We start from the raw sequence: 23,768 nt of genomic DNA, 5'->3' as shown, positions 1-23,768 counted from the left end.
GGGGGCCCACTGTTCAGCACGCCAGGGATGACGCTAGCGTGGTGGCACCTTTGCACACGCGGGAGCTCGGAGCACCGGGCTGAGAGGGCGCTGATCACCGTACGCACGTACGGGAGGAGGCTGCGCCGACCGCCGAACCTGTTACCGGGTAATGCCGGCGTAGGGAGATCGGTCTCATGACCATTCAGGACGCACGCACGCCTGCCTCCGACCAGGACGGCACCTCCGTCGACGGCGAGCGCACGCCGGGCTGGCACAAGGGGTACGTCCAGGGCTCGCGCCCCGACCTCAAGGTGCCTGTCCGTCAGGTACACCTCACCAACGGCAGGGACGTCACGCTGTACGACACGTCCGGCCCGTACACCGACCCCACCGTCGACACCGACGTGCGACGCGGGCTTCCGCCGCTGCGCGAGAACTGGATCATCACGCGCGGCGACACCGAGGAGTACGCGGGCCGCCCGGCCCGCCCCGAGGACGACGGCATCAAGCACACCTCGCCGCGCGGTGGCGGGCTCAAGAACCTCGACGCCGTCTTCCCCGGCCGCCCGCGCCTGCCGCGCAAGGGCCGCGACGGGCAGGCGGTGACCCAGCTCGCGTACGCCCGCCGGGGCGAGATCACCCCGGAGATGGAGTACGTCGCGATCCGCGAGAACGTCTCCCCCGAGGTCGTACGGGAGGAGATCGCCGCGGGCCGCGCGGTGCTCCCGGCGAACGTCAACCACCCGGAGATCGAGCCGATGATCATCGGCAAGCGGTTCCTGGTGAAGGTCAACGCCAACATCGGCAACTCCGCGGTCACCTCCTCCATCGAGGAGGAGGTGGAGAAGATGACCTGGGCGACCAAGTGGGGCGCCGACACGGTCATGGACCTGTCCACCGGCCGCAACATCCACACCACCCGCGAATGGGTGCTGCGCAACTCCCCCGTGCCCATCGGCACCGTGCCGCTCTACCAGGCCCTGGAGAAGGTCGACGGCAGGGCCGAGGACCTGACCTGGGAGATCTACAAGGACACGGTCATCGAACAGGCCGAGCAGGGCGTGGACTACATGACGGTGCACGCCGGCGTGCTCCTGCCGTACGTCCCGCTCACCGCGCGCCGCAAGACCGGCATCGTCTCGCGCGGCGGCTCGATCATGGCCGCCTGGTGTCTCGCGCACCACAAGGAGAACTTCCTCTACACGAACTTCGAGGAGCTCTGCGAGATCCTGGCGGCGTACGACGTCACGTACTCGCTCGGCGACGGTCTGCGCCCCGGCTCGATCGCGGACGCCAACGACGAGGCGCAGTTCGCGGAGCTGCGCACGCTCGGCGAGCTCAACACGATCGCCAAGCGGCACAACGTCCAGACGATGATCGAGGGCCCCGGGCACGTCCCGATGCACAAGATCAAGGAGAACATCGACCTCCAGCAGGAGATCTGCGAGGAGGCGCCGTTCTACACCCTCGGCCCGCTGACCACGGACGTGGCGCCCGCGTACGACCACATCACCTCCGGCATCGGCGCGGCGATGATCGCCTGGTGGGGCACGGCGATGCTCTGCTACGTCACGCCCAAGGAGCACCTGGGCCTGCCGAACCGGGACGACGTGAAGACGGGCGTCATCACGTACAAGATCGCGGCCCACGCGGCGGACCTCGCCAAGGGCCACCCGGGCGCGCAGGAGTGGGACGACGCGCTGTCGGACGCGCGGTTCGAGTTCCGCTGGGAGGACCAGTTCAACCTGGCGCTCGACCCGGACACCGCGCGCGAGTTCCACGACGAGACGCTGCCGGCGGAGCCCGCGAAGACCGCGCACTTCTGCTCGATGTGCGGTCCGAAGTTCTGCTCGATGAAGATCTCGCAGGACATCCGTCGTGAGCACGGCGGTACGCAGCAGGAGATCGAGGCCGGCATGGCGGAGAAGTCCAAGGAGTTCGCCGCGAGCGGCAACCGCGTCTACCTGCCGCTGGCGGACTGACCCGCCCCGGCGCGTGCGCCGGCCCGCGGCCCCGGGGGGAGTCGCGGGCCGGTGGCGTGTCAGGGGTGGGGCGGTGACGGCGGGGCGGCCGGTGGGGCGGTGGCGGCGAGGACGTCGCGGAGGAAGGGGAGGATGCCCCGTTCGAGGAGGGCGCGGCGCCAGGCCTCCCGGGCGCGGGACAGTTCGTCGTCCGGTGCGGCTTCCGTGCTCACCTCGACCGGGCGGTTGCGCAGGGCGGTCAGGAGGAGCCCGACGGCCGCGCAGAGCAGCCCGGCCGCGGCCAGGGCGCCGAACACCAGACCGGCCGTGAGGAGCGTCGCACCGAACGCCACGGTGGGGGCGAGGGTCCGGAGCACGGCGCCGACCAGCAGGAAGATGAAGGCGGCCGCCCCCGCGAGGACGGGCACCATGACGGTGAAGATCGCGACGACGCCGGGGCCGGGGCCGGGACGGTCGGAGGGGACCGGTGTCCGGGCCCCGAGGGCAGCGCGGGTCTCCTCACGGACCTTCACGAAGTGCTCGTACTCGCTCGCCGCCGCGCTGGTCACCAGTGCCGTCGCGTTCAGCGTCAGGGCGCGCAGCTGCGCGAGCGTGAGCCGGGTCCCGGCTCCGGCGAGGTCCGGACGTGCGTGGGCGGAGCTCAGTGCGTCGTCGAGGACCCGCTCGTACTCGGCGCGGTCCTCGGTCAGCAGGTGCGGAGCCACGTTCATGTGCATCCCCCGATGCTCCGTGGGCCCGGGTCAGCCGTGGGGAACGGTGGGTCGGGCAGAAACGGAGGAGAGCCTGCTACGGATGGACCGATGGTATTGCGGCGGTGCCACGCGCTGACAGGGTGTTTCCCGAATTCGCCTTCTCCGGATGCGCAGGGTGACGCCTCAGCGGTCCAGCGGGAGTTGGACGACCAGTAGCTTTCCGGCCATGGTCACTCCGCCGTCCATGGCGATCGCCAGACCGTCCGCGTACACGTGGGGTCCGTCGACGACCGGGCCCGCGCCGTCCTCGCCGTCCTCCCCGCCGACCTGCCCGAGGAGGTACGGGATCGGGCTGTGGCCGTGCACGATCCGGTGGCCGCCGTAGGCGGAGAGCAGCTCCTGGACGGCCTGCGGGCCGCCTTCGTCGCGGAAGGCGAAGCGCTTGGTGAACTTGCGGAAGACGTCCCAGACCTCGTCCGCGTCGTTCCGGTTGAGGATCTCGTGGACCGTGTCGTTGACGTCCTCGATGGTCTCGCCGTATTCGAGGTACGCGGTGGTGTCGGAGTGCAGCAGGAGGTGGTCGTCCTCGCGCACCACGGCGTCGAGCCGGGACATCCACTGGAGGTGGACGTCCTGGAGCCGGTCCATGTCGTGCTTCTGGCCGCCGTTGAGCAGCCAGGCGGCCTGGAAGGTGGCGGTGCCCGCGCCGGAGTTCACCGGCGTGTCGCCGAAGCGCTTGGCGCCGATGAGCAGCAGCTCGTGGTTGCCCATCAGCGCCTTGCAGTAGCCGCCGGCGGCGGCGGCCTCGGCGGAGAGACGCATGACGAGGTCGATGACGCCGATGCCGTCGGGGCCGCGGTCGGTGAAGTCGCCGAGGAACCAGAGGCGGGCGTTGCCCGCGGCCCAGCCGCCGTTCTCGTCGATGAGGCCCTGGGCGCGCAGGGCGGCGACGAGCTCGTCGAGGTAGCCGTGGACGTCGCCGACGACGTAGAGCGGGCCGGGGCCCTCGCCGCTCGCCGGGGCGGGTTCGGCGGCGGTGGCGGGCTCGGAGGCGACCGGGACCTGGACGGTGTCGCCGCGGTTGATGACCGGGAGGTCGCGCTCGGTCGGGGTGTACCCGTCGGGCATCGCGTCCTCGGGGAAGGCGTTGCCGGGGTGGCCGGTGGCGACGGAGACGATGGAGGAACCGGCCGCGGCGGGGTACGCGGGCGCGGGACGGTGCCCCAGGTGGAGGGTCGGCTCGGCGGGCATGGGCGCGGTGGGCGCGGGCGCGGTCTGCCGCGGTGCGGGCGGCGGTGCCGGCGCGTCCTGCGGTGGCGCGGGCGGCGGTGTCGGCGCGGCCTGCGGTGGCGCGGGCGCGGGAGGTTGCTCGGCCGGCGGGGGCACGGGCAGAGGCTCCGCGGTCGTCGGTTCGGTGGCATGGCCCTGTACGGGCACCCGGGCGTACGGCGGTACGCGGAAGTCACGCAATGTCGCCGTGCGCACCACGGGCTCCTGCCCGGCCCCCTGAGTCATGGACCCCTCCACCACCGTCGCGATGCCCTGCACATCGCGGACCGGCCTGGTCGGGGAGGTCCGCGGTGTCGTGCGCCCATCATAGGAATGAGCGTCCTCCTGTGTGACGCACCAGGGGTGGTGAATCCGGGTCCACTCCGGGTTCACCGGTTGTTTCGCCCGAATTGAGAAGGTCCAGTCCAGGGTTGTGGCCGGTTCGGTGGCCGGTTTCGCCGTCCCCGCCCACGGGCAGGGGCGGGAACGGCGAAACCGGCGGGGCGGGGATCAGTCCTTCGCGGGTGAGCGCGGCGGGCTGACCGTCGTACGGGGCGAACGGCGCTGCGAGGAGGTGCGGACGATGAGTTCGGTCGGTATCACCTGCTCGACCGGGCCGTCGGTGTCGTTCCCCTCGATGGCGTCGATGAGGAGCTGGACGACGGCCGTGCCGATCCGGCGTGGTTTGAGCGAGAGCGTCGTGATGGGCGGTTCGGTGGTGGCGTAGACGGTCGACTCGCTGCAACAGACGAGCAGCAGGTCGTCGGGGACACGCAGTCCGTAGCGGCGGGCGGCCGCGAGGAGGTCGGTTCCGTTGGGGTCGAAGAGGCCGTAGACGGCGTCGGGCCGGTCGGGGCGGGCGAGCAGCCGGTCGGCCGCGACGGCGCCCGCGCACGGATCGTGCGCCGGATAGGCCTCGTAGACGGGGTCCTGGCCCACCCGCTCGCACCAGTTGAGGTACGCGGTGGTGGACAGGCGGGTGTAGGTGTCGGTGGTGGTTCCGGTGAGGAGACCGATCCGGCGGGCGCCGGCGGCGGCGAGGTGGTCGAGCAGGTCGAGGACGGCGGCTTCGTGGTCGTTGTCGACCCAGGCGGTGACCGGAAGGGTGCCGGCGGGGCGTCCGTCGGAGACGACGGGCAGGCCCTGGCGGACCAGTTCGGTGACGACCGGGTCGTGGTCGGAGGGGTCGATGACGACGGTGCCGTCGAGGGCGACGTTCGACCAGACGTCATGGCGGGAGGTGGCGGGGAGGATGACCAGGGCGTAGCCCCGGGCGAGCGCTGCCGATGTGGCTGCTCTGGCCATCTCCGCGAAGTAGGCGAATTCGGTGAAGGTGAAAGGTTCATCCCCGTACGTGGTCACGGTCAGGCCGATGAGTCCCGACTTCCCGGTGCGGAGCGTGCGGGCCGCCGCGGACGGGCGGTAGCCCAGCCGGTCGGCGACCTCGCGCACGTGCCGGCGGGTGGCGTCGGGGAGTCGGCCCTTGCCGTTGAGCGCGTCGGAGACAGTCGTGATGGAGACCCCGGCGGCGGCGGCCACGTCCCGGATGCCCGCCCGGCCCTGCCGGCTTCCCCGGGTCTGTGCCCGGCTCACCTGGTGCTTCCCTGCTGCTGTCATGGCGAGCCGATAGTAGGGCGATGGGAGGCCGTTGAGGCGGTCGCATATGCAGGCGTTGACAGGCACGTTTCTGCATGGTCGCAAGAGCTCAATAGGCAATGAATCGAAGGCAGTTGAGGGCTTTTACATGGAACCTGTGGCCATCGAGCCGTGTCGGCCTGGCGTGGGGGCGACGTCTCGAAGAGGTCTCAACTCACCTCTACGGGGGATGCGCGCCACGGCGCTCGCCACCAGCGCACGCCACCCCAGCGCGCGCCCCCTTTCTCGGGCCGCTCCGGGAGGCCGTGTCCACAGCGTGTCCCTCCTGTTGTGCACAGCCCATTCGCGCCGGAGGCGAATCCTCTTAAGGTGAGGAGTATTGGCGGCATGGACGGTCGAGGAGGCCACACAGTGAGCGAGACCAGCGGGACGAGTACGGGCAGCCCGAAGCTGCGCGCCGAGCTGGACGGCGTCCCCACCTACAAGCCGGGCAGGCCGGCGGCCACGGGTGGTCCCGCGGCCTTCAAGCTGTCCTCCAACGAGAATCCGTACCCGCCGCTGCCGGGGGTCATGGAGAGCACGCTGGCCGCCGCCTCGAACTTCAACCGCTACCCGGACCTGGCCTGCACGGGACTGATGGAGGAGCTGGCCGACCGCTTCGGCGTGCCCGTCTCGCACCTCGCCGCGGGGACCGGCTCGGTCGGCGTCGCCCAGTCGCTGCTCCAGTCGACCTCGGGCCCCGGCGACGAGGTCATCTTCGCCTGGCGGTCCTTCGAGGCGTACCCGATCATCACGCAGATCAGCGGTGCCACCTCGGTGCCGGTGCCGCTGACCGAGGGTGATGTGCACGATCTCGACGCGATGGCCGAGGCGATCACCGACCGGACCCGGCTGATCTTCGTCTGCAACCCCAACAACCCCACGGGCACCGCGGTGCGCCGGGCGGAGCTGGAGCGCTTCCTCGACCGGGTGCCCTCCGACGTCCTCGTGGTGATCGACGAGGCGTACCGCGAGTTCGTGCGGGACGCCGACATCCCCGACGGCATCGAGCTGTACCGCGACCGGCCGAACGTCGCCGTGCTGCGCACCTTCTCCAAGGCGTACGGCCTGGCGGGGCTGCGGGTCGGCTTCGCGGTCGCCCACGAGCCGGTGGCGGCGGCGCTGCGCAAGACGGCGGTGCCGTTCGGGGTGAGCCAGCTGGCGCAGGACGCGGCGGTGGCCTCGCTGCGGGCGGAGGACGAGCTGCTCGGCCGGGTCGGCTCGCTGGTGGCCGAGCGCGAGCGGGTCCACGCGGGGCTCGTGGCCCAGGGCTGGACCGTTCCGGACACCCAGGCGAACTTCGTCTGGCTGCGGCTGGGCGAGCGGACGACGGAGTTCGCGGCGGAGTGCGAGCGGCACGGTGTGACGGTCCGGCCGTTCGCGGGCGAGGGCGTGCGCGTGACGATCGGCGAGTGCGAGGCGAACGACCTGTTCCTGAAGGCGGCGGAGGGCTTCCGCAAGGGAAGCTGACCGGCTGCCTCGTCTTCCGACGGGCCGCCTCACCTTCCGGCCCCGGCCCCCGCGAGCATTTCGCTCGCGGGGGCCTTTGCCTTGCTATGCCCCGGGATGTGACTTTGTCCGCTTCCAAGGGACCCCGGTTGACGATACGGATTTCGTATGAGCCATAATAGCTTGTGAATGTGAACGCGTTCACAAGCGCCTCCGGTTCCTCCCCTTATGGGTGGGTTCAATGGGGGCGAACTGCCGATGTGATCGCGGCGATGTAAGGAGAGAACCACGTGGACCTCGCTCTGGCGCCAGAGACGTTGGCGCGCTGGCAGTTCGGCATCACCACCGTCTACCACTTCCTCTTCGTCCCCCTGACGATCTCCCTCGCCGCGCTCACCGCCGGGCTTCAGACCGCCTGGGTGCGGACGGAGAACGAGAAGTACCTCAGGGCGACGAAGTTCTGGGGCAAGCTCTTCCTGATCAACATCGCCATGGGTGTCGTCACCGGCATCGTGCAGGAGTTCCAGTTCGGCATGAACTGGTCCGACTACTCCCGTTTCGTCGGTGACATCTTCGGCGCGCCGCTCGCCTTCGAGGCGCTCATCGCCTTCTTCTTCGAGTCGACCTTCATCGGTCTGTGGATCTTCGGCTGGGACAAGCTCCCGCAGAAGATCCACCTCGCCTGCATATGGATGGTGTCGATCGGCACCATCCTCTCCGCGTACTTCATCCTCGCGGCCAACTCCTGGATGCAGCACCCGGTGGGCTACCGCATCAACGAGGAGCGCGGCCGGGCGGAGCTCACCGACTTCTGGCAGGTGCTCACCCAGAACACCGCCCTCACCCAGTTCTTCCACACCATGACGGCGGCCTTCCTGGTCGGCGGCGCGTTCATGGTCGGCATCTCGGCCTTCCACCTGGCACGCAAGAAGCACGTCCCGGTGATGCGGACCTCGCTGCGGCTCGGCCTGATCACCCTGATCATCGCCGGCCTCGGCACCGCCATCAGCGGTGACATGCTCGGCAAGGTCATGTTCAAGCAGCAGCCCATGAAGATGGCCGCGGCCGAGGCGCTCTGGGACGGCGAGGCACCCGCGCCCTTCTCGATCTTCGCCTACGGCGACGTCGACAAGGGCCACAACAAGGTCGCCATCGAGGTCCCCGGCGTGCTGTCCTTCCTCGCGAACGGCGACTTCACCTCGCACGTCCCGGGCATCAACGACATCAACAAGGCCGAGCAGGAGAAGTTCGGCCCCGGCGACTACCGGCCCAACATCCCCGTCGCCTACTGGGGATTCCGCTGGATGATCGGCTTCGGCATGGCCTCGCTGACGATCGGCATGATCGGTCTCTGGCTGACGCGCAGGAAGTTCATGCTGGCGCCCGGGATGCGGACCGGTGAGGACGAGGTGCCGAACCTGGTCCTGTTCAAGCGGAAGGCGCTCAGCCCCCGCCTGGGCAAGTGGTACTGGATCATCGCCCTCTGGACGATGGCGTTCCCGCTGATCGCCAACTCCTGGGGCTGGATCTTCACCGAGATGGGCCGTCAGCCCTGGGTCGTCTACGGCGTGCTGCGCACCCGGGACGCGGTCTCGCCCGGCACCACGACGGCCGAGGTGCTCACCTCGATGATCGTCTTCACGGCGCTCTACGCCGTCCTCGCCGTGATCGAGGTCAAGCTCCTCGTGAAGTACGTCAAGGCGGGACCGCCGGAGCTCACCGAGGACGACCTCAACCCGCCCACCAAGATCGGCGGGGACTCTCGGGACCCCGACCGCCCCATGGCCTTCTCGTACTGAGGCTGAGGAGATCGAGGCATGGAACTTCACGACGTCTGGTTCGTACTCATCGCCGTCCTCTGGATCGGCTACTTCTTCCTCGAAGGCTTCGATTTCGGGATCGGAGTCCTGACCAAGCTGCTCGCCCGTGACCGGGCCGAGAAGCGGGTCCTCATCAACACCATCGGACCCGTCTGGGACGGCAACGAGGTGTGGCTGCTCACCGCCGGCGGCGCGACCTTCGCCGCGTTCCCCGAGTGGTACGCGACGCTCTTCTCCGGCTTCTACCTGCCGCTGCTGATCATCCTGGTCTGCCTGATCATCCGGGGTGTCGCCTTCGAGTACCGGGTGAAGCGGCCCGAGGAGAACTGGCAGCGCAACTGGGAGCAGGCCATCTTCTGGACCTCGCTGGTCCCCGCGTTCCTCTGGGGCGTGGCCTTCGGCAACATCGTCCGGGGCGTGAAGATCGACGCGGACATGGAGTACGTCGGCGGCTTCTTCGAGCTGCTCAACCCGTACGCCCTCCTCGGCGGCCTGGTCACGCTGACCCTCTTCACCTTCCACGGTGCGGTCTTCGCCTCGCTCAAGACGATCGGTGACATCCGGACCCGGGCGCGGGCCCTCGCGCTCAAGCTGGGCCTGGTCACGGCGGTGCTCGCACTCGCCTTCCTGGGCTGGACCCAGCTCGACACGGGGAACGGGTGGAGCCTCGCGGTGATGCTGGTCGCCGTGGTCGCCCTCATCAGCGCGATCGTCGCGATCAGGGCCGGGCGCGAGGGCTGGTCCTTCGGGCTCTCGGGCGTCACCATCGCCGCCGCCGTGGCGATGCTCTTCCTCGCGCTCTTCCCGAACGTCATGCCGTCTTCGCTCAACCCGGAGTGGAGCCTTACCGTGACGAACGCGTCATCGAGCCCGTACACGCTCAAGATCATGACCTGGTGCGCGGCGATCGCGACCCCGCTGGTGCTGCTCTACCAGAGCTGGACCTACTGGGTCTTCCGCAAGCGGATCGGTACGCAGCACATCGCCGACGCCCACTAGTCCCGCCCGCTGGTCCCGACCACCGGCCCCGCCACTGGTCGGCCCTTCCCAGGGAGCATGTTTCACGTGAAACCGATCGATCCGCGCCTGCTCCGGTACGCCAGGGCCACCCGTGTCTTCCTGCTCGCGGTGGTGTTCCTCGGCCTCGTCGGGGCGGCGCTGGTCATCGCCCAGGCGATGCTCATCGCCGAGATCGTGGTGGGGTCCTTCCAGCAGGGCCGGCCGGTCTCCGAGCTGACCGACGCCCTGCTGCTGCTCGCGGGCGTCGCGGTGGCGCGGGCGCTCGTCTCCTGGCTGACCGAGCTCGCCGCCCACCGGGCGAGCGCGGCGGTCAAGTCCGAACTCCGCGGCCGACTGCTCGACCGCGCGGCCGCGCTCGGACCGGGCTGGCTGAGCGGTCAGAAGGCCGGTTCGCTGATCGCCCTCGCGACACGGGGGGTGGACGCCCTCGATGACTACTTCGCCCGCTATCTGCCCCAGCTCGGCCTCGCGGTGGTCGTACCGGTGGCGGTCCTTGCCCGGATCGTCACCGAGGACTGGGTCTCGGCGGCGATCATCGTCGTCACCCTGCCGCTCATCCCGGTCTTCATGATCCTCATCGGCTGGTACACCCAGGCCCGGATGGACCGGCAGTGGAGGCTGCTCTCCCGGCTCTCCGGCCACTTCCTGGACGTGGTGGCCGGGCTTCCCACCCTCAAGATCTTCGGCCGGGCGAAGGCCCAGGCCGAGTCGATCCGCGCGATCACCTCGGAGTACCGCCGGGCGACGATGCGCACGCTGCGGATCGCCTTCCTCTCCTCCTTCGCCCTGGAACTCCTCGCGACGCTCTCGGTCGCGCTCGTCGCGGTGACCATCGGCATGCGGCTCGTCCACGGCGAGCTGGACCTGTACATCGGGCTCGTCATCCTGATCCTCGCCCCGGAGGCGTATCTGCCGCTGCGGCAGGTGGGAGCGCAGTTCCACGCGGCGGCGGAGGGGCTCGCGGCGGCGGAGGAGATCTTCGACGTCCTGGAGCAGCCGGTACGGGAGGGTGGCACGGGTGCCGCCGCCCCGGACTCCGTCCGACTGGAACTGGAAGGGGTGACCGTACGCCACGCCGGGCGCGCCGAACCCTCGCTCGACGCGGCGACGCTGACGGTCGAGTCGGGCGAGACGGTGGCCCTGGTCGGGCCGAGCGGCGTCGGGAAGTCCACGCTGCTCGACGTCGTGCTCGGGTTCGCCGTGCCGGAGGAGGGCGGGTCCGTGCGGGTCGGCGGGTCCGCGCGGGACGGCGGTGAGGACCTCGCGGCGCTCGACCTGGAGGAGTGGCGGGCCCGGATCGCCTGGGTGCCGCAGCGGCCGTACCTCTTCGCGGGGACGGTCGCCGAGAACGTCCGCCTCGCCCGCCCGGACGCCTCCGACGAGGCGGTACGGGAGGCGCTGCGGGACGCAGGGGCCGACGGGTTCGTCGCGGGGCTCCCGCAGGGGCTCGACACGCTGCTCGGCGAGGACGGTGCCGGGCTCTCGGCCGGGCAGCGGCAACGCCTCGCGCTGGCCCGGGCCTTCCTGGCCGACCGGCCGCTGCTGCTGCTCGACGAGCCGACGGCGGCGCTGGACGGCGAGACGGAGGCGGGCGTGGTGGACGCGGTCCGTCGCCTCGCGGCGGGGCGGACCGTACTCCTGGTCGTACACCGGCCGGCGCTGCTCGCGGTCGCGGACCGGGTGGTGACGGTCGGCGGCGCCGCGCCGGTCGCGGATTCCACGGGTGCGGGCCCGTCTTTGACGGGCGCCACGGCGGTGGGGGTGCCACGGGGCGAGGGCGCTGTCGTGGCGGACGAGGCCGGGGTGGACCGGGGCGCGGAGGGCGACGGGCCCGGTGCGGGCCGGGGCGCGGAGGGTGACGGGCCCGACGTGGGTGCGGGGACGTCCGTCCTGGGACGGGTGCGGGGCATGGCCGGGGAGCTCAAGGGGCGGATGGCGCTCGCGCTGCTGCTCGGGAGCCTTGCCCTCGGTTCCGCCGTCGGGCTCATGGCCGTGTCCGGCTGGCTCATCTCCCGTGCCTCCGAACAGCCTCCCGTGCTGCACCTGATGGTGGCCGTCACCGCCACGCGGGCCTTCGGCATCGGGCGGGCCGTGTTCCGGTACGCCGAGCGGCTCGTCTCGCACGACGCCGTGCTCCGGATGCTCGCCGAGCTCCGGGTCTCCGTCTACCGGCGCCTGGAGCGGATCGCCCCGGCCGGGCTGCGCCGCACGCGCCGAGGCGACCTGCTCGCCCGGCTCGTGCAGGACGTCGACGCGCTCCAGGACTACTGGCTCCGCTGGCTGCTCCCGGCGGGTGCCGCGCTCGTCGTGGGGGTCGCGTCCGCCGGGTTCACCGCCTGGCTGCTGCCCGAGGCCGGTGCCGTCCTCGCCGTGGGCCTGCTCGTCGCGGGAGTCGCCGTACCGGCGGCCGGCGGGGCGCTCGCCCGCCGGGCCGAACGGCGGCTCGCCCCCGCGCGCGGCGCCCTGGCGACCGCCGTGGCCGACCTGCTCAGGGGCTGCGCCGAACTGACCGTGGCCGGTGCGCTGCGGGAGAGGCTCGACCGGGCGCGGACCGCCGACCGGGCGCTCACCGGCATCGCCTCCCGGCAGGCCGCCGCCACCGCGCTCGGAGCCGGACTCTCCGCCCTGGTCTGCGGACTGACGGTGGTCGCCGCCGCGGTCGTCGGCGTCCAGGCCGTACGGGACGGGCGGCTCGACGGGGTGGCCCTGGCCGTCATCGTCCTCACGCCGCTCGCCGCCTTCGAGGCCGTCACGGGACTGCCGCTCGCCGTGCAGTACCGGCAGCGCGTGAAGCACAGCGCCGAGCGGGTCTTCGAGGTGCTCGACGCCCCCGTGCCCGTACACGAGCCGGCCGCGCCGGAGACTCCCCCGGCGAGCCCTTTCCCGCTGGAGCTGGCCGGGCTCTCCGCCCGCCACGCCGGACAGGAACGGAGGGCGCTCGCCGACTTCCGGCTCACCCTGGAGGCCGGGCGCCGGGTCGCCGTCGTCGGCGCGTCCGGTTCCGGCAAGACCACGCTCGCCCAGGTACTGCTGCGGTTCCTGGACGTGGAACAGGGCACGTACCGGCTCGGCGGGGTGCCCGCCCGGGAGCTGGACGGCGACGCCGTACGGCGGCTCGTCGGCCTCTGTGCCCAGGACGCCCACCTCTTCGACAGCTCCGTCCGCGAGAACCTGCGGCTCGCCCGTACCGGTGCGAGCGACGAGGAACTGCGCGAGGCGCTGCGCAGGGCCCGGCTGCTCGACTGGGTGGACGGGCTTCCGGACGGGCTCGACACCCTCGTGGGCGAGCACGGCTCCCGGCTCTCCGGCGGCCAGCGGCAGCGCCTGGCGCTCGCCCGCGCGCTCCTCGCCGACTTCCCCGTCCTCGTCCTCGACGAGCCGGCCGAACACCTGGACCTGGCCACCGCCGACGCGCTCACCGACGACCTCCTCCGGGCCACCGAGGGCCGTACGACCGTCCTCATCACCCACCGGCTGCACGGCCTCGACGCGGTCGACGAGGTCCTTGTCCTGGCCGAGGGCCGGACCGTGCAGCGCGGCCCGTACGCGGAGCTGGCCGCGGTGGACGGCCCGCTGCGCCGGATGCTGGAGCAGGAGCGGGCGACCGACCTGCTCGCCACCTCCGCGGTGGTCGGCACGGCGGTCGGCACAGGACGGCCGACTTTTCTCGGCAAATAGGACTTACTAGGCTCAACTCCATGACCGTCGCCGCAGCGTCCGACGCCTCGGACCCCCTGGAAGCCGCCACCCGGGCCGCCCACAGCCTCCAGGGGCTGTCGACCGAGCTCACCGCCCGCGTGCCGCAGCTCCTGGAGGCCATGCGCTCGGTCGGCACCGGGCTCGAACTCCATTCCACCCTCGACCGCATCTGCGAGACCGCCGCCGAGCTCGCCGACGCCCGCTACGCCGCGATCGGCGTCGTCGACGAGGAGGGCAAGGGCCTGTCCGACTTCGTCACCTTCGGCGTCGACGAGGACGCGGCCCGCCGGATCGGGCGCCGTCCCGACGGCCACGCCGGGCTGCTCGGCGCGCTGATCCAGGACTCCCGGACGATCCGGCTCGCCGACCTGTCCACCGATCCGCGCTCGGCCGGCTTCCCTGCGGGACACCCTCCGATGCGGAGCTTCCTCGGCGTCCCCATCCGGGTCCAGGGCGAGATCTTCGGCAATCTGTACCTCGCGGAGAAGCGCGGCGGGCGCGAGTTCGACGACTACGACGTGCACATGGTCCGGGTCCTTGCCACCGAGGCCGGCATCGCCATCGGCAACGCCCGGCTGTACGAGGCCGCCCGGCAGCGCGAACGGTGGATCGACGGCTCCGTCGCCGTCACCACCGCGCTGCTCTCCGGCGGCGACGCGGACGACGCCCTCACGGTCGTCGCCGAGCAGGCCCGCCGGCTCGCCGACGCGGACGCGGGGATCGTGCTGCTGCCCGCCGAGGACGGCGGGCTCGAGATCGTCGCCGTCTCCTCGCCCCGGCCCACGAAGTCGCTCGGCGTGGTGATCCCGCCCGAGAGCGCCGTGGTGCGGCGGCTCCTGGAGGGCGAGGCGGTCTTCGTGACGGACGCGTCGAAGGACCCGCACATGATCAGCCGGCTGACCTCCCCGTACGGGCCGAGCATGATGCTGCCGCTGCAGAGTGGCGGCCGGGTGCTCGGCGCGCTCGCCACGCCCCGGGCGCGGGGCGCCCGCCAGTTCACGGAGACGGAGCGGACGCTGGCCACCCAGTTCGCCTCGCAGGCGGCGCTCGCCCTGATGATGGCCGACGCGCAGCGGGACAGGGAGCGCCTCGCCGTGTACGAGGACCGCGACCGGATCGCCCGTGACCTGCACGATCTGGTGATCCAGCGGCTCTTCGCCACCGGCATGATGCTGGAGAGCGCCCAGCGCAGGTCGATCGTGCCGGCCGTGCGGGACGGCGTCGGCAAGGCGGTGGACGAGCTCGACGTGACCATCCAGGAGATCCGTACGGCGATCTTCGCGCTCCAGCAGGGGCCCGCCGAGGCGCCCTCGGGGCTGCGCACCCGGGTGCTGCGGGAGATCAACATGGCCGCCGTGCCGCTCGGCTTCAAGCCCGCGCACCGCTTTGTCGGCGCGATCGACTCGACGGTCGGCGAGCTCACCGGCAAGAACCTCGTCGCCGCGCTGCGCGAGGCGCTCTCCAACGCGTTCCGGCACGCGGAGGCGAGCCGGATCGAGGTGGTCGTCGACGCCGGGGTCACCCTGCCCGACGGCTCCGCGGGGGTCCGGCTCTCGGTCGCGGACGACGGCATCGGCCTCCCGGCGGGCGGACGCCGCAGCGGCCTGCGCAACCTGGCGCGACGGGCCGAGTCGCTGGGCGGCGCGAGCTGGTGCGGACCGGGCATCGGCGAGGGCGGCGGCGGCACGGCGGTGGTGTGGGAGGCCCCGCTCTAGGGGGCCTCGGGCCGGTTCTCCGCGGCGTGGTGGACCTCGGCGACCAGCTGCTCGATGACGACGGCCACGCCGTCCTCGTTGTTGCCGACCGTACGGCCGGAGGCGGCGGCGATCACGTCGGGGTGGGCGTTGCCCATCGCGTACGAGCGGCCCGCCCAGGTCAGCATCTCGATGTCGTTGGGCATGTCGCCGAAGGCGACCACCTCCTCGGCCGTGATGCCGCGCTCGACGCAGCACAGGGCGAGCGTGGAGGCCTTGGAGACACCGAACGCGCTGATCTCGATGAGGGCGGTGGGGCTGGACCGGGTGAACGCGGCCCGCTCTCCCGCGGCCTCCCTGGCCACCGCGAGGAACACGTCCGGGTCGAGCTCCGGGTGCTGGGCGAGCAGCTTGAGCACCGGGGCCGCGGCGCCGGGCGTCTCCTCGAAGAGGAGCTTCTCGGCGGTGGCGACGGTCGCGCCGGGGTCGAGGTAGAACGGCGGGTACTGCGGCTCGTAGTGGATGCCGGTGGTGAGCTCGACCGCGAAGGAGGTCCCGGGCGCGGCGGCGCGCAGGGCCCGGACGACGTCGAGGGCGATCGGCCGCTCCAGCGGATGGACCTCCAGGAAGGTCCCGCCCGCGTGGAGGTCGACGACGGCGGCGCCGTTGGCGCAGATCGCGAGACCGTGGCCGTGGACGTGGTCGCTGACGACGTCCATCCAGCGGGCCGGTCGGCCGGTGACGAAGAAGACCTCGATCCCGGCCCGCTCGGCCGCGGCGAGTGCGGCGACCGTGCGCTCGGAGACGGACTTGTCGTCACGCAGCAGCGTGCCGTCGAGGTCGGTGGCGATCAGCCGGGGCACCGGGGCGGAAGTGCGCGGGGCACGGGGAGAGGTCACCGTGTCATTCTTCCGCACCGAACGCACGGGCGTGCGGGGAGCCGCACATATGAGTGGTCCGGGCGGTGCCGGCCCGGTCCGCCAAGGACCGGGCCGACACGGCCGACGGGTACGCCCCGACGTGGCCGTAAACGTCCGTTCGTTTTCGGGTCCGTCGGGGAATGTCCCTGGAGAGCTGACGGGTCTCAAGGGGGCGGGGCATGGGCCAGGGCCGGCGAAGTGACGTGTGCGACTCCTGCGGCGCGCCGTACGCGACGTGGGTCGCGAGCCTCGGCACGGCCCTCTGCCCGGGGTGCGAGGGGACCGGCGCGGGCCGTTCCACGCGGGACCCGGTGCTGGTGGGCGATGTCCTGGCCGGTCTGGCCGGCCTGGTCGCCCGGGACGGTCGGGTCGACACCGTGGCCCTCGCGGACCGGACCGGGCGTCTCGTACCGGATCGGCGTCTCGGACACGGCGTACCGGATCAGGGTTCCGGACACGGCGTACCGGATCAGCGTTCCGGACACGGCGTACCGGATCAGCGTTCCGGGCATCTCGTACCGGAGGACGTGGCTCCCGGTGGTGCGGTCTGCGGGCGGTGCGGGGCCTCTGCCCGCTGGCACCGCACGGTGCGTGGCCGGTGGGTCCTGATCGAGCCCGGCGAGCTGACGACCAGGGCCGTCCCCGCGGGCAGCCGTTGGCGCGTCGCCGGCGACGGGACCGCGGTCGGCCTGGGGTCCGCCGTGCCGTCCGGCACGTGCCGGGTCAGCCACTTCGACGTCTGCGCGGCGAATCCGGAACCGGTCGGCTCCCCCGTCCTGCTGGCGCTCTGGCGCGGTCACGCCCGGCGGTTCGCCGTGCACGGTGACCCCCGCGCGTGAGGGCCGGGACGGGGGCGAAGGCCGGGACCGGCACTGGGGGCGGTGTCAGCCCCAGATCATGTCGTCCGGCGCGGGGCCGCTGACGACGACGGAATCCGTGGTGTCGCCGGAAGCGGCGAACGCCGGGGTCATGAGGGCGAGGGCAGTCAGGAGAACGGCAGCCCAGCGGGCGGAGCGAAAGCGCAGCACCGGATGATTCCCTTCCGAAGTCGGTGAGTTGTTCCTTCTCTGACGCAAAGCTTCGTCAAGCGGAAACGCCTTCGGAAGAGAGATCCGGTGGACGGAAGGGGCCCTGGACCGAAGCGGTCAGCGGGCCACTTCTCAGAGCTCGGTCCAGAAACCCTCAAGGCCGTACGGGGCCAGCAGCGGCGCCTCGGAACGCCCGACCCGCCACCCCGGCAGCGGACCGGCCTCGGCCACCGCGCGCCCGCACAGCCTCGCGGCCGTCTCCTCGGCTTCGAAGAGGCGGTCGGCCAGCAGGTAGACGCCCACGGTCATCCCACGTCCCGGGTGGCGGTGGACGACCACGTGTTCCACGCCGTCGTCGGGGCGTGCCAGGGAGCGAAGGAGATCCCCGAGGTTCTGAGGGATGCACAAGTCCGCCTTCCCGCTAAGGAGTTCGGTGTGAACGAGATACACGCCTCGCAGTTTCCCAAAAGGGCGAACAAGGGAGAAGAGCACCAGAAGTCCCATTCCGGCAATGGCCGGTACAGGCCATGTCACCTTCTGTAGAAAACGCGCCACACGTGTGATGATGTGGATGCCTTTACTGCGACAGCTCCGGGGGGAGACGCACCGTGCTTACGTCGCTTGGTCTCGATTCCATTGCCGAGGCCGTCTACCGGGGACTCCTCGCACAGCCGCGTGACGGCGTGGCGGAACTCGCCGAGCGACTGGGACTCACACCCGAGCAGGTACGCGGCGGACTGGACACCCTGAGCGAACTGGCCCTGCTCAGACCCTCCTACGACCGGGAGGGCGAGCTGTGGCCCGTGTCGCCCGAGGTCGGCCTCCAGATGCTGATGGCCCGGCAACAGGCCGAGCTCGCGGCGCACCAGAAGAAGCTGGAGGACTCGCGGGCGGCCGCGGCCCGGCTGATCGCCGAGTACGCGGAGGCACAGCCGGCCGACACCCGCTCGAACAGCGAGCGCCTGACCGGGATCGACCAGATCCGTGACCGGCTCGCGGCACTCACCCGGGACACGCGGGAGGAGGTCATGACCTTCGCCCCGGACGGGCCCCAGCGGCCGGAGCACATCGAGGCCGCGAAGCCGCTCAACCGGGAGCTGCTCGAACGCGGTGTCCGGATGCGGACGGTCTACCTCAACAGCGCCAGCAACAGCCCGCACACCCTCCAGTACGTGAGCTGGCTGTCCAAGCTGGGCGGCGAGGTGCGGACCGTACCGACGCTGCCGACCCGGATGATCGTCGTCGACCGCAAGGCCGCCGTCATCCCGGTGAACAGCGACAACAGCGCCGAGGGAGCCGTGGTGCTGACCGGCCACGGCACGCTGACCGCGCTGTGCGCGCTGTTCGACAGCGTCTGGAGCAGCGCGCGGCCGCTCAACGAGGAGAGCAGGGCCGACGACCAGGGGCTCACCGACCAGCAGTCGATGGTCGTGGTCCTGCTGGCCGAGGGCCACACGGACGAGACCATCGCCAAGAGGCTGGGGGTGTCGCCGCGCACCGCTCGGCGCCTTGCCTCCGAGCTGATGACCCGGCTCGGGGCGCGCAGCCGGTTCGAGGCGGGCGTGCGCGCGGTGCAGAACGGCTGGCTCTCGGACAACCGCTGAGCATCGCCGTACGGGCTGCCGCACGGGCCTGACGTACGGGCCTGACGTGCGGGACCGTCGTACGGGCCGTCGCACGGATCCGTCGTACGGGCCGTCGCACGTGCTGCCGTACGAGCCGTCGTCACCGGCCGCCCCGTCGCGGGCCGGTCGTTCCGGCGTACCCCCGTGTCCTCCGGAGTCGTGCCGGCGCGGCCGGATGTCCCCTTGTGTCCAGGGCCCCAACGGGCCAGCGGAGTTGTCTTCCGGTGGCGGGGTCCGGTCGTGGAGATTGGCGCCGTACAGCCGGAGCGGACCGGAGCCGGCGCAGACGGGGAGTCGACATGACGCGTGCCGGGATCTTCGTCCGGAACCAGCTCGCCCTGTTGGGCATCCGCCATCTGCTCGACGCGGAGGACGACATCCAGGTCGCCTTCGCCACGAGCACCCCCTTCGCGGTGGCGGCCGGCACCGTCGACTGCCTGGTCCTCGACCGGGGCCTGCTCGACGAGCTGCCCGCGCCTCCGCGCGGGACGGCCGGGGTGCCGGCGGCCCGGACGGTCCTGCTGACCGGCGGCGGCACCGGAGACGGGACCGCCGACGGCCGGGCCGCGGGTCGGGAACGGATGGGCGAGACGCATCCGTTCGACGACGCGCCGCTGCTCCTCGTGGACGCCATCCGGCGGGTGGCCGGCCCGGGGCCGGTTCCGGCCGGTGCCGGGACCGTCGTACGGCAGGGCGTCGCCACGCTCTCCCCGCGGGAGCGCGAGGTGCTCCGGCACCTCGTCGAGGGCTGCACCCATGACCAGGCGGCCCGGCGGATCGGCATCAGCCAGCACACGGTCGACACGTACGTGAAACGCATCCGTTCCAAGCTCGGCGCGCACAACAAGGCACAGCTCGTCCGTGCCGCCCTGACCGCCCCGCGCACCCCGTTCCCGCCCATCGAATCCCGACAACGACAGCAGGTGGAGACATGACGTCCGAAGGCATCGGCACCCAGCTCGTGGTCCGCAATCACGAACTGCAGTACTCGCTCTGGCCCGCCGACCGTGAGCTGCCGGCCGGCTGGGAGCCGGACGGCTTCCGCGGCGACCGGCAGCAGTGCCTCGACCACATCGAGCGGGTGTGGACGGACATGAGGCCGCTCAGCGCCCGGTCACCGGAGCCCGCGGCGGCCCCGCGCTGAAGGCGGCGTCCGAGGGACGGCTCCGGGAGTAGGCCGTGAAGGCCGGCCGCCCGCCGCCGATCACCGCGACCGCGGCCGCGCAGCCGCCGCCCGCCTCCAGGTCGGCCAGGACGAAGTCCTCGGCCGGCCTGGCCGCCGGGCCCCCCAGGAACAGCACCCTCGGGTCCTCTTCCGGGGCCGACACCCCGATCTCGGACAGCGGCACCCGCAGCCCCAGACCCGTCGCCTTGAGCACCGCCTCCTTCCGGGTCCACATCCGGTGGAAGCCGCTCGCGGTGGCGTGGGCGGGGGTACGGGGCTCCAGCGGCCCGAGGACATGGGGGAGCAGCTCCGCGGGGGAGACCGAGGCGCTGATCTCCTCCACGTCGATCCCGACGGCGCCGGCCCGGGTGACGGCGACGCCCACCCGGGAGCCGGAGTGGGACACCGACACCTGCAGCCCGGTGCCGGGCAGTTCGGGCTTCCCGTGGTTCCTGGAGCAGTCGGGACAGCGGGCGACGACCTCGACGTGCCGTGGCGCGACACCGAGGTAGCCGGCCGCGGCGGTACGGAGCAGGGCCCGGCCGGCGATGAACCGTCCGCGGTCCTCCGCCCTGCGCAGCTGCGGGATCCGTTCCTGTTCGACCTCGTCGAGCAGGGTCAGGCAGTCGTCGGTGACCGTGGCCGGATCGGTCCACCAGATGTGGCAGTCGGCCGGGCCGAGCACCGGGACGGCCGGGGGCGCGTCACGCAGCACGGGCGCTCCCCGCGGTCGCGGCACGGGGACTCCCCGTGGCCGGGAGCAGCGCCTTCCCGACGCGCTCCACCATGGAGCCGAACGAGGCGTCGACGGCCAGCTCGCTGCTTCTCACCTCGACGCCGAAGGCATCGGCCGCCCGTGCGGTGACCTGGACCGCGAGCAGGGAGCGGCCGCCGGCGGCGAAGAAGTCCGTGCCGTCCTCGACGTGGTCCACGGCGAGCGCCGCGCACCAGATCTCCGCCAGCCGGCCACGTACGGCGTCGAGCCCGAGGTCATCCTTCACCGCATCGCCTTCCACTGCCGGACGGGGGGCTACCGCAGGGACCGGTAGTCCTCCCATGGTCACGGCAAGGCGGCGCGAACACACGCCCCCGAAAGCCGTGACACCTGTTTAGGGGACAACGCGCTGTCCACCCCTTGGACGGAATTGCGCGCCCCCGTCAATGACCGGATCAGTCCAGGGTCCTGATATTGCCCGCCGGCTCGACGCCCGTCTAACGTCGCCGTCGTGATCGAAAGTCAGGGCCTCTCCTCACAAGGAATTCTCATGGCGATAACCCCCTTCAAAACGTCTCCCCTTTCCGATCACCACGGTCTGGTGATCGAAAGCGCCGATCTTCCCCTCGCCGAGCTTCCGCACACCGAGATCGCCGAACTCTTCAAGCAGCACGGCACGTTGATGTTCCGCGGTTTCGGGGCCACCGCCGACGATTTCCGCGCGCTCGTCCAGAAGTTCTCCTCGAAGCTTTTCTTCCACCAGAACCCCAACCGCGAGACGATTTCCGACGACGGCGCCGTGCTGCTCGTCGACGCGCACCGGAACCCCATTCCGGCGCACTCCGAGATGAGCTACTGCCCGCTGCACCCGGGCCTCCAGTGGTTCTACTGCGTGCGGCCGGCCGACGAGGACGGTGAGACGACGGTCTACGACGGCGTCGAGGCGTACAAGCGGCTCGCCCCGGAGACCCGCGACCTGTTCGACAAGCTCAGGCTGACCTGGCGCCTGCCGTTCCCGACCGCCCCCGAGCACCAGGAGCGCGTGTTCGGCACGGCCGACCGCGCCGAGCTCGAGGCGCTGTTCGCCACGTTCGACGACTTCGCGTACGACTTCGACGAGGCCGGGAACCTCAACTGGCGGTGGACCGTCTCCGCGGTCCCGCAGGCGCCCTACGTGGACGCGCCCACGCTGTGCAACAGCTACCTGGGCTCCGGCGCGATCGTGTCCTTCGAGGACGGGTCGACCATTCCGCAGCACGTCCGCTGGGACGCGCTCGACGCCACCGAGCAGGTGCGGGTCGACCTCCGGTGGGAGTCCGGCGACATCGTCATGATCGACAACAAGCGCGTGATGCACGGCCGGCGCGGCTTCGAGGACCCGGACCGCAAGGTCGCGGCGATGCTCTCGACGCCGAACTTCTGACCGCCTCTTCACGGGCCCCGCGCCCCTCGTCCGTCGCCCGGTGACCGTCTCCCCGCGCCCCGCGCCCCGCGCCCCTCGTCCGTCGCCCGGTGACCGTCTCCCCGCGCCCTTCATCCGTCGCCCGGTGACCGTCTCCCGTCGCCCGCCGACCCCGCGCCGACCTCCCGTCGCCCGTCGACCGCCCCCGCGCCGGCCTCTCGCCTCCCGTCGACCGCCGCCCCCGCGCCCCCACCCGTCGCCCGTCGACCGCCGCCCTCACAGTTTGGATGCGACTCCATGACCCACGCCGTCGGCCTGCCCATGCTCACCGCTCCGACCGCACCGCTCTCGTCGTTCTACGAAAACGCCCTGCACGCCATGGAGCTCGGGGACCCCGCCCTGTACGGGCTGATGGACGACGAGCTCCGCCGGCAGAGCGAGACCCTCGCCCTGGTCGCCTCGTGCAGCCCGGTGACGCCCGCGGCGCTGCTCGCCGAGGGCAGCTTCTTCGCGAACGTCACGGCCGAGGGCTACCCGGGCCGCAGGTTCCACGCCGGCTGCGTCAACGTCGACAAGGTCGAGGAGCTCGCGGTCGAGCGCGCCAAGCAGGCCTTCGGCGCCCGCTACGCCAACGTGCAGCCCCACTCGGCGAGCACCGCCAACCAGGTCGTCATGAACTCCCTGCTGAAGCCCGGCGACCCGATCCTGGGCCTCGACCTGGACGCGGGCGGCCACCTCAGCCACGGCGCCTCGGTCAACATCTCGGGCCGGATCTTCGACGCGCACAGCTACGGCCTCGGGCCCGACGGACTGATCGACTACGCGGAGGTGCGGGCCCAGGCCCTGCGGCACCGGCCGCGGCTGATCGTCGCGGGCACCACCGCCTACCCGCGCACCCTCGACTGGGCCGCGTTCCGCGCCATCGCCGACGAGGTGGGGGCGTACCTGCTCGCCGACATCACCCACATCGCCGGTCTCGTCGTGGCCGGCCTCCACCCGTCCCCGCTGGCGCACGCCCATGTGGTGACCACCTGCACCCACAAGCAGCTCTACGGCCCGCGCGGCGGTCTGATCCTGCTCGGCGACTCGGCCGACATGGTGCTCCCCACCGGCCGCACGCTCCGGCGGACCCTGCAGAGCGGCCTGTTCCCGCTGATCCAGGGCGCGCCCGTGGTGAACAGCATCGCCGCCAAGGCCTACGCCCTGGGGGCCGCGACCACCCCGGAGTTCACCGCCAGGATCCACCGGGTGCGCGACCTCGCGGCCGCGCTCGCCGAGCACCTCACGAGCCGCGGCGTGCGGGTCATCTCCGGCGGCACCGACAACCACATCGTCGTGGCCGACGTCCTCACGACGTACGACGTCACCGGTGTCAACGCCGAGAAGGCGCTCGAACAGTGCGGCATCCTCGTCAACAAGAACCGGATCGTCGGCGACACGCACTCCGCGATGGTGACGTCGGGCGTGCGCTTCGGCAGCAACAGCATGGCGGCCCGCGGCTTCGGCCCCGGTGACGTCGCGGAGGTGGCGGACCTCGTCCACGAGGTGCTGACCGCCACCGAGAACACGTCCCCCACCACGTACGCGCTCGACCCCGCGCTGCGGGCCCGTGTCCAGGACCGGATCCGCGCCATCTGCCACCGCCGGCCCGTCGCCGGCTACTGACCGCGA

20 protein-coding genes and 1 riboswitch are annotated in these 23,768 nt (G+C 71.8%); of the genes, 12 read left to right on the top strand and 8 right to left on the bottom strand.

The features are described from left to right. The first annotated feature begins 48 nt into the window (after nt 1–48). A riboswitch (TPP riboswitch) is annotated at nt 49–183 on the top strand. Next, nucleotides 177–1,964: a phosphomethylpyrimidine synthase ThiC gene (thiC, locus tag ACFWUY_RS04240; protein ID WP_384101802.1), complete on the top strand. Its 1,788-nt coding sequence runs from the start codon at nt 177–179 to the stop codon at nt 1,962–1,964. Its footprint overlaps the riboswitch before it by 7 nt. A gap of 59 nt (nt 1,965–2,023) precedes the next feature. Here the strand turns inward: thiC and ACFWUY_RS04235 are convergent, their stop codons facing one another. From ACFWUY_RS04235 to ACFWUY_RS04225, 3 genes are all read right to left on the bottom strand, one after another. Then, entirely contained in the window at nt 2,024–2,680 is a 657-nt protein-coding gene (locus tag ACFWUY_RS04235) for a hypothetical protein (protein ID WP_384101800.1), read from the bottom strand. A 159-nt stretch (nt 2,681–2,839) separates the two neighbouring features. Then, on the bottom strand, nt 2,840–4,171 hold the full coding sequence (locus ACFWUY_RS04230; protein ID WP_384101799.1) for a metallophosphoesterase: 1,332 nt from the start codon (nt 4,169–4,171) through the stop codon (nt 2,840–2,842). Between the two features lie 264 nt (nt 4,172–4,435). Further along, nucleotides 4,436–5,542 (bottom strand): LacI family DNA-binding transcriptional regulator, encoded by a 1,107-nt coding sequence (locus tag ACFWUY_RS04225; protein WP_384101797.1) that lies wholly within the window; start codon nt 5,540–5,542, stop codon nt 4,436–4,438. Between the two features lie 390 nt (nt 5,543–5,932). Here ACFWUY_RS04225 and hisC point away from each other — a divergent pair, with 390 nt between their 5' ends. The 5 genes from hisC (at nt 5,933) to ACFWUY_RS04200 (ending at nt 15,263) form a co-directional block, all read left to right on the top strand. Next, nucleotides 5,933–7,030: a histidinol-phosphate transaminase gene (hisC, locus tag ACFWUY_RS04220; protein WP_384101794.1), complete on the top strand. Its 1,098-nt coding sequence runs from the start codon at nt 5,933–5,935 to the stop codon at nt 7,028–7,030. 269 nt (nt 7,031–7,299) lie between these two features. Next, complete coding sequence (locus ACFWUY_RS04215) at nt 7,300–8,808, top strand: cytochrome ubiquinol oxidase subunit I (protein ID WP_384101792.1); 1,509 nt, start codon at nt 7,300–7,302, stop codon at nt 8,806–8,808. An 18-nt stretch (nt 8,809–8,826) separates the two neighbouring features. Continuing rightward, the gene (gene cydB, locus ACFWUY_RS04210; protein WP_384101790.1) at nt 8,827–9,828 is read left to right on the top strand and encodes a cytochrome d ubiquinol oxidase subunit II; all 1,002 of its coding nucleotides are present in this window, start codon (nt 8,827–8,829) and stop codon (nt 9,826–9,828) included. Between the two features lie 66 nt (nt 9,829–9,894). Beyond that, on the top strand, nt 9,895–13,527 hold the full coding sequence (gene cydD, locus ACFWUY_RS04205) for a thiol reductant ABC exporter subunit CydD (RefSeq protein WP_384101788.1): 3,633 nt from the start codon (nt 9,895–9,897) through the stop codon (nt 13,525–13,527). A 20-nt stretch (nt 13,528–13,547) separates the two neighbouring features. After that, the gene (locus ACFWUY_RS04200; protein WP_384101786.1) at nt 13,548–15,263 is read left to right on the top strand and encodes a GAF domain-containing protein; all 1,716 of its coding nucleotides are present in this window, start codon (nt 13,548–13,550) and stop codon (nt 15,261–15,263) included. On the opposite strand, the gene ACFWUY_RS04195 is transcribed toward ACFWUY_RS04200, so the two are convergent. Further along, on the bottom strand, nt 15,260–16,141 hold the full coding sequence (locus tag ACFWUY_RS04195) for a Cof-type HAD-IIB family hydrolase (protein WP_384101784.1): 882 nt from the start codon (nt 16,139–16,141) through the stop codon (nt 15,260–15,262). The genes ACFWUY_RS04200 and ACFWUY_RS04195 overlap by 4 nt on opposite strands. A gap of 200 nt (nt 16,142–16,341) precedes the next feature. Here ACFWUY_RS04195 and ACFWUY_RS04190 point away from each other — a divergent pair, with 200 nt between their 5' ends. After that, complete coding sequence (locus ACFWUY_RS04190) at nt 16,342–17,001, top strand: DUF6083 domain-containing protein (RefSeq protein WP_384101782.1); 660 nt, start codon at nt 16,342–16,344, stop codon at nt 16,999–17,001. 45 nt (nt 17,002–17,046) lie between these two features. On the opposite strand, the gene ACFWUY_RS04185 is transcribed toward ACFWUY_RS04190, so the two are convergent. Together ACFWUY_RS04185 and ACFWUY_RS04180 are read right to left on the bottom strand one after the other, a co-directional pair. Then, nucleotides 17,047–17,190: a hypothetical protein gene (locus ACFWUY_RS04185; RefSeq protein WP_384101780.1), complete on the bottom strand. Its 144-nt coding sequence runs from the start codon at nt 17,188–17,190 to the stop codon at nt 17,047–17,049. A 132-nt stretch (nt 17,191–17,322) separates the two neighbouring features. Further along, nucleotides 17,323–17,598, bottom strand: coding sequence for a hypothetical protein (locus ACFWUY_RS04180; RefSeq protein WP_384101777.1), 276 nt, complete (start codon nt 17,596–17,598; stop codon nt 17,323–17,325). Between the two features lie 200 nt (nt 17,599–17,798). On the opposite strand from ACFWUY_RS04180, the gene ACFWUY_RS04175 reads away from it, so the two are divergent. The 3 genes from ACFWUY_RS04175 to ACFWUY_RS04165 all read left to right on the top strand — a co-directional run bounded on the left by ACFWUY_RS04175 (nt 17,799) and on the right by ACFWUY_RS04165 (nt 19,959). Further along, nucleotides 17,799–18,794, top strand: a complete 996-nt coding sequence (locus ACFWUY_RS04175) for a helix-turn-helix domain-containing protein (protein ID WP_384101775.1) — start codon at nt 17,799–17,801, stop codon at nt 18,792–18,794. A 320-nt stretch (nt 18,795–19,114) separates the two neighbouring features. Beyond that, nucleotides 19,115–19,750 (top strand): response regulator transcription factor, encoded by a 636-nt coding sequence (locus ACFWUY_RS04170; protein ID WP_384101773.1) that lies wholly within the window; start codon nt 19,115–19,117, stop codon nt 19,748–19,750. Beyond that, entirely contained in the window at nt 19,747–19,959 is a 213-nt protein-coding gene (locus tag ACFWUY_RS04165; RefSeq protein ID WP_384101771.1) for an MbtH family protein, read from the top strand. The genes ACFWUY_RS04170 and ACFWUY_RS04165 overlap by 4 nt, the downstream gene beginning before the upstream one ends. Here the strand turns inward: ACFWUY_RS04165 and ACFWUY_RS04160 are convergent. Further along, the gene (locus tag ACFWUY_RS04160) at nt 19,919–20,695 is read right to left on the bottom strand and encodes a 4'-phosphopantetheinyl transferase family protein (protein ID WP_384101769.1); all 777 of its coding nucleotides are present in this window, start codon (nt 20,693–20,695) and stop codon (nt 19,919–19,921) included. The genes ACFWUY_RS04165 and ACFWUY_RS04160 overlap by 41 nt on opposite strands. Continuing rightward, a complete protein-coding gene (locus ACFWUY_RS04155) occupies nt 20,685–20,981 on the bottom strand; it encodes a phosphopantetheine-binding protein (RefSeq protein WP_384101767.1) in 297 nt (98 codons plus the stop codon). Before ACFWUY_RS04155 ends, ACFWUY_RS04160 begins: the two co-directional genes overlap by 11 nt. A 315-nt stretch (nt 20,982–21,296) precedes the next feature. Between ACFWUY_RS04155 and ACFWUY_RS04150 the strand changes: the two genes are divergently transcribed. Both ACFWUY_RS04150 and glyA read left to right on the top strand, forming a co-directional pair. Continuing rightward, complete coding sequence (locus tag ACFWUY_RS04150; RefSeq protein ID WP_384101764.1) at nt 21,297–22,118, top strand: TauD/TfdA family dioxygenase; 822 nt, start codon at nt 21,297–21,299, stop codon at nt 22,116–22,118. Between the two features lie 276 nt (nt 22,119–22,394). Then, a complete protein-coding gene (glyA, locus tag ACFWUY_RS04145) occupies nt 22,395–23,762 on the top strand; it encodes a serine hydroxymethyltransferase (RefSeq protein ID WP_384101762.1) in 1,368 nt (455 codons plus the stop codon). The last annotated feature ends 6 nt before the right edge of the window (nt 23,763–23,768 follow it).

It is taken from the genome of Streptomyces sp. NPDC058664 (assembly GCF_042716635.1).
Taxonomy (GTDB): Bacteria; Actinomycetota; Actinomycetes; order Streptomycetales; family Streptomycetaceae; genus Streptomyces.
Note: the sequence above shows the minus strand (reverse complement) of the source record. Positions and strands in the feature narration are given on the sequence as shown.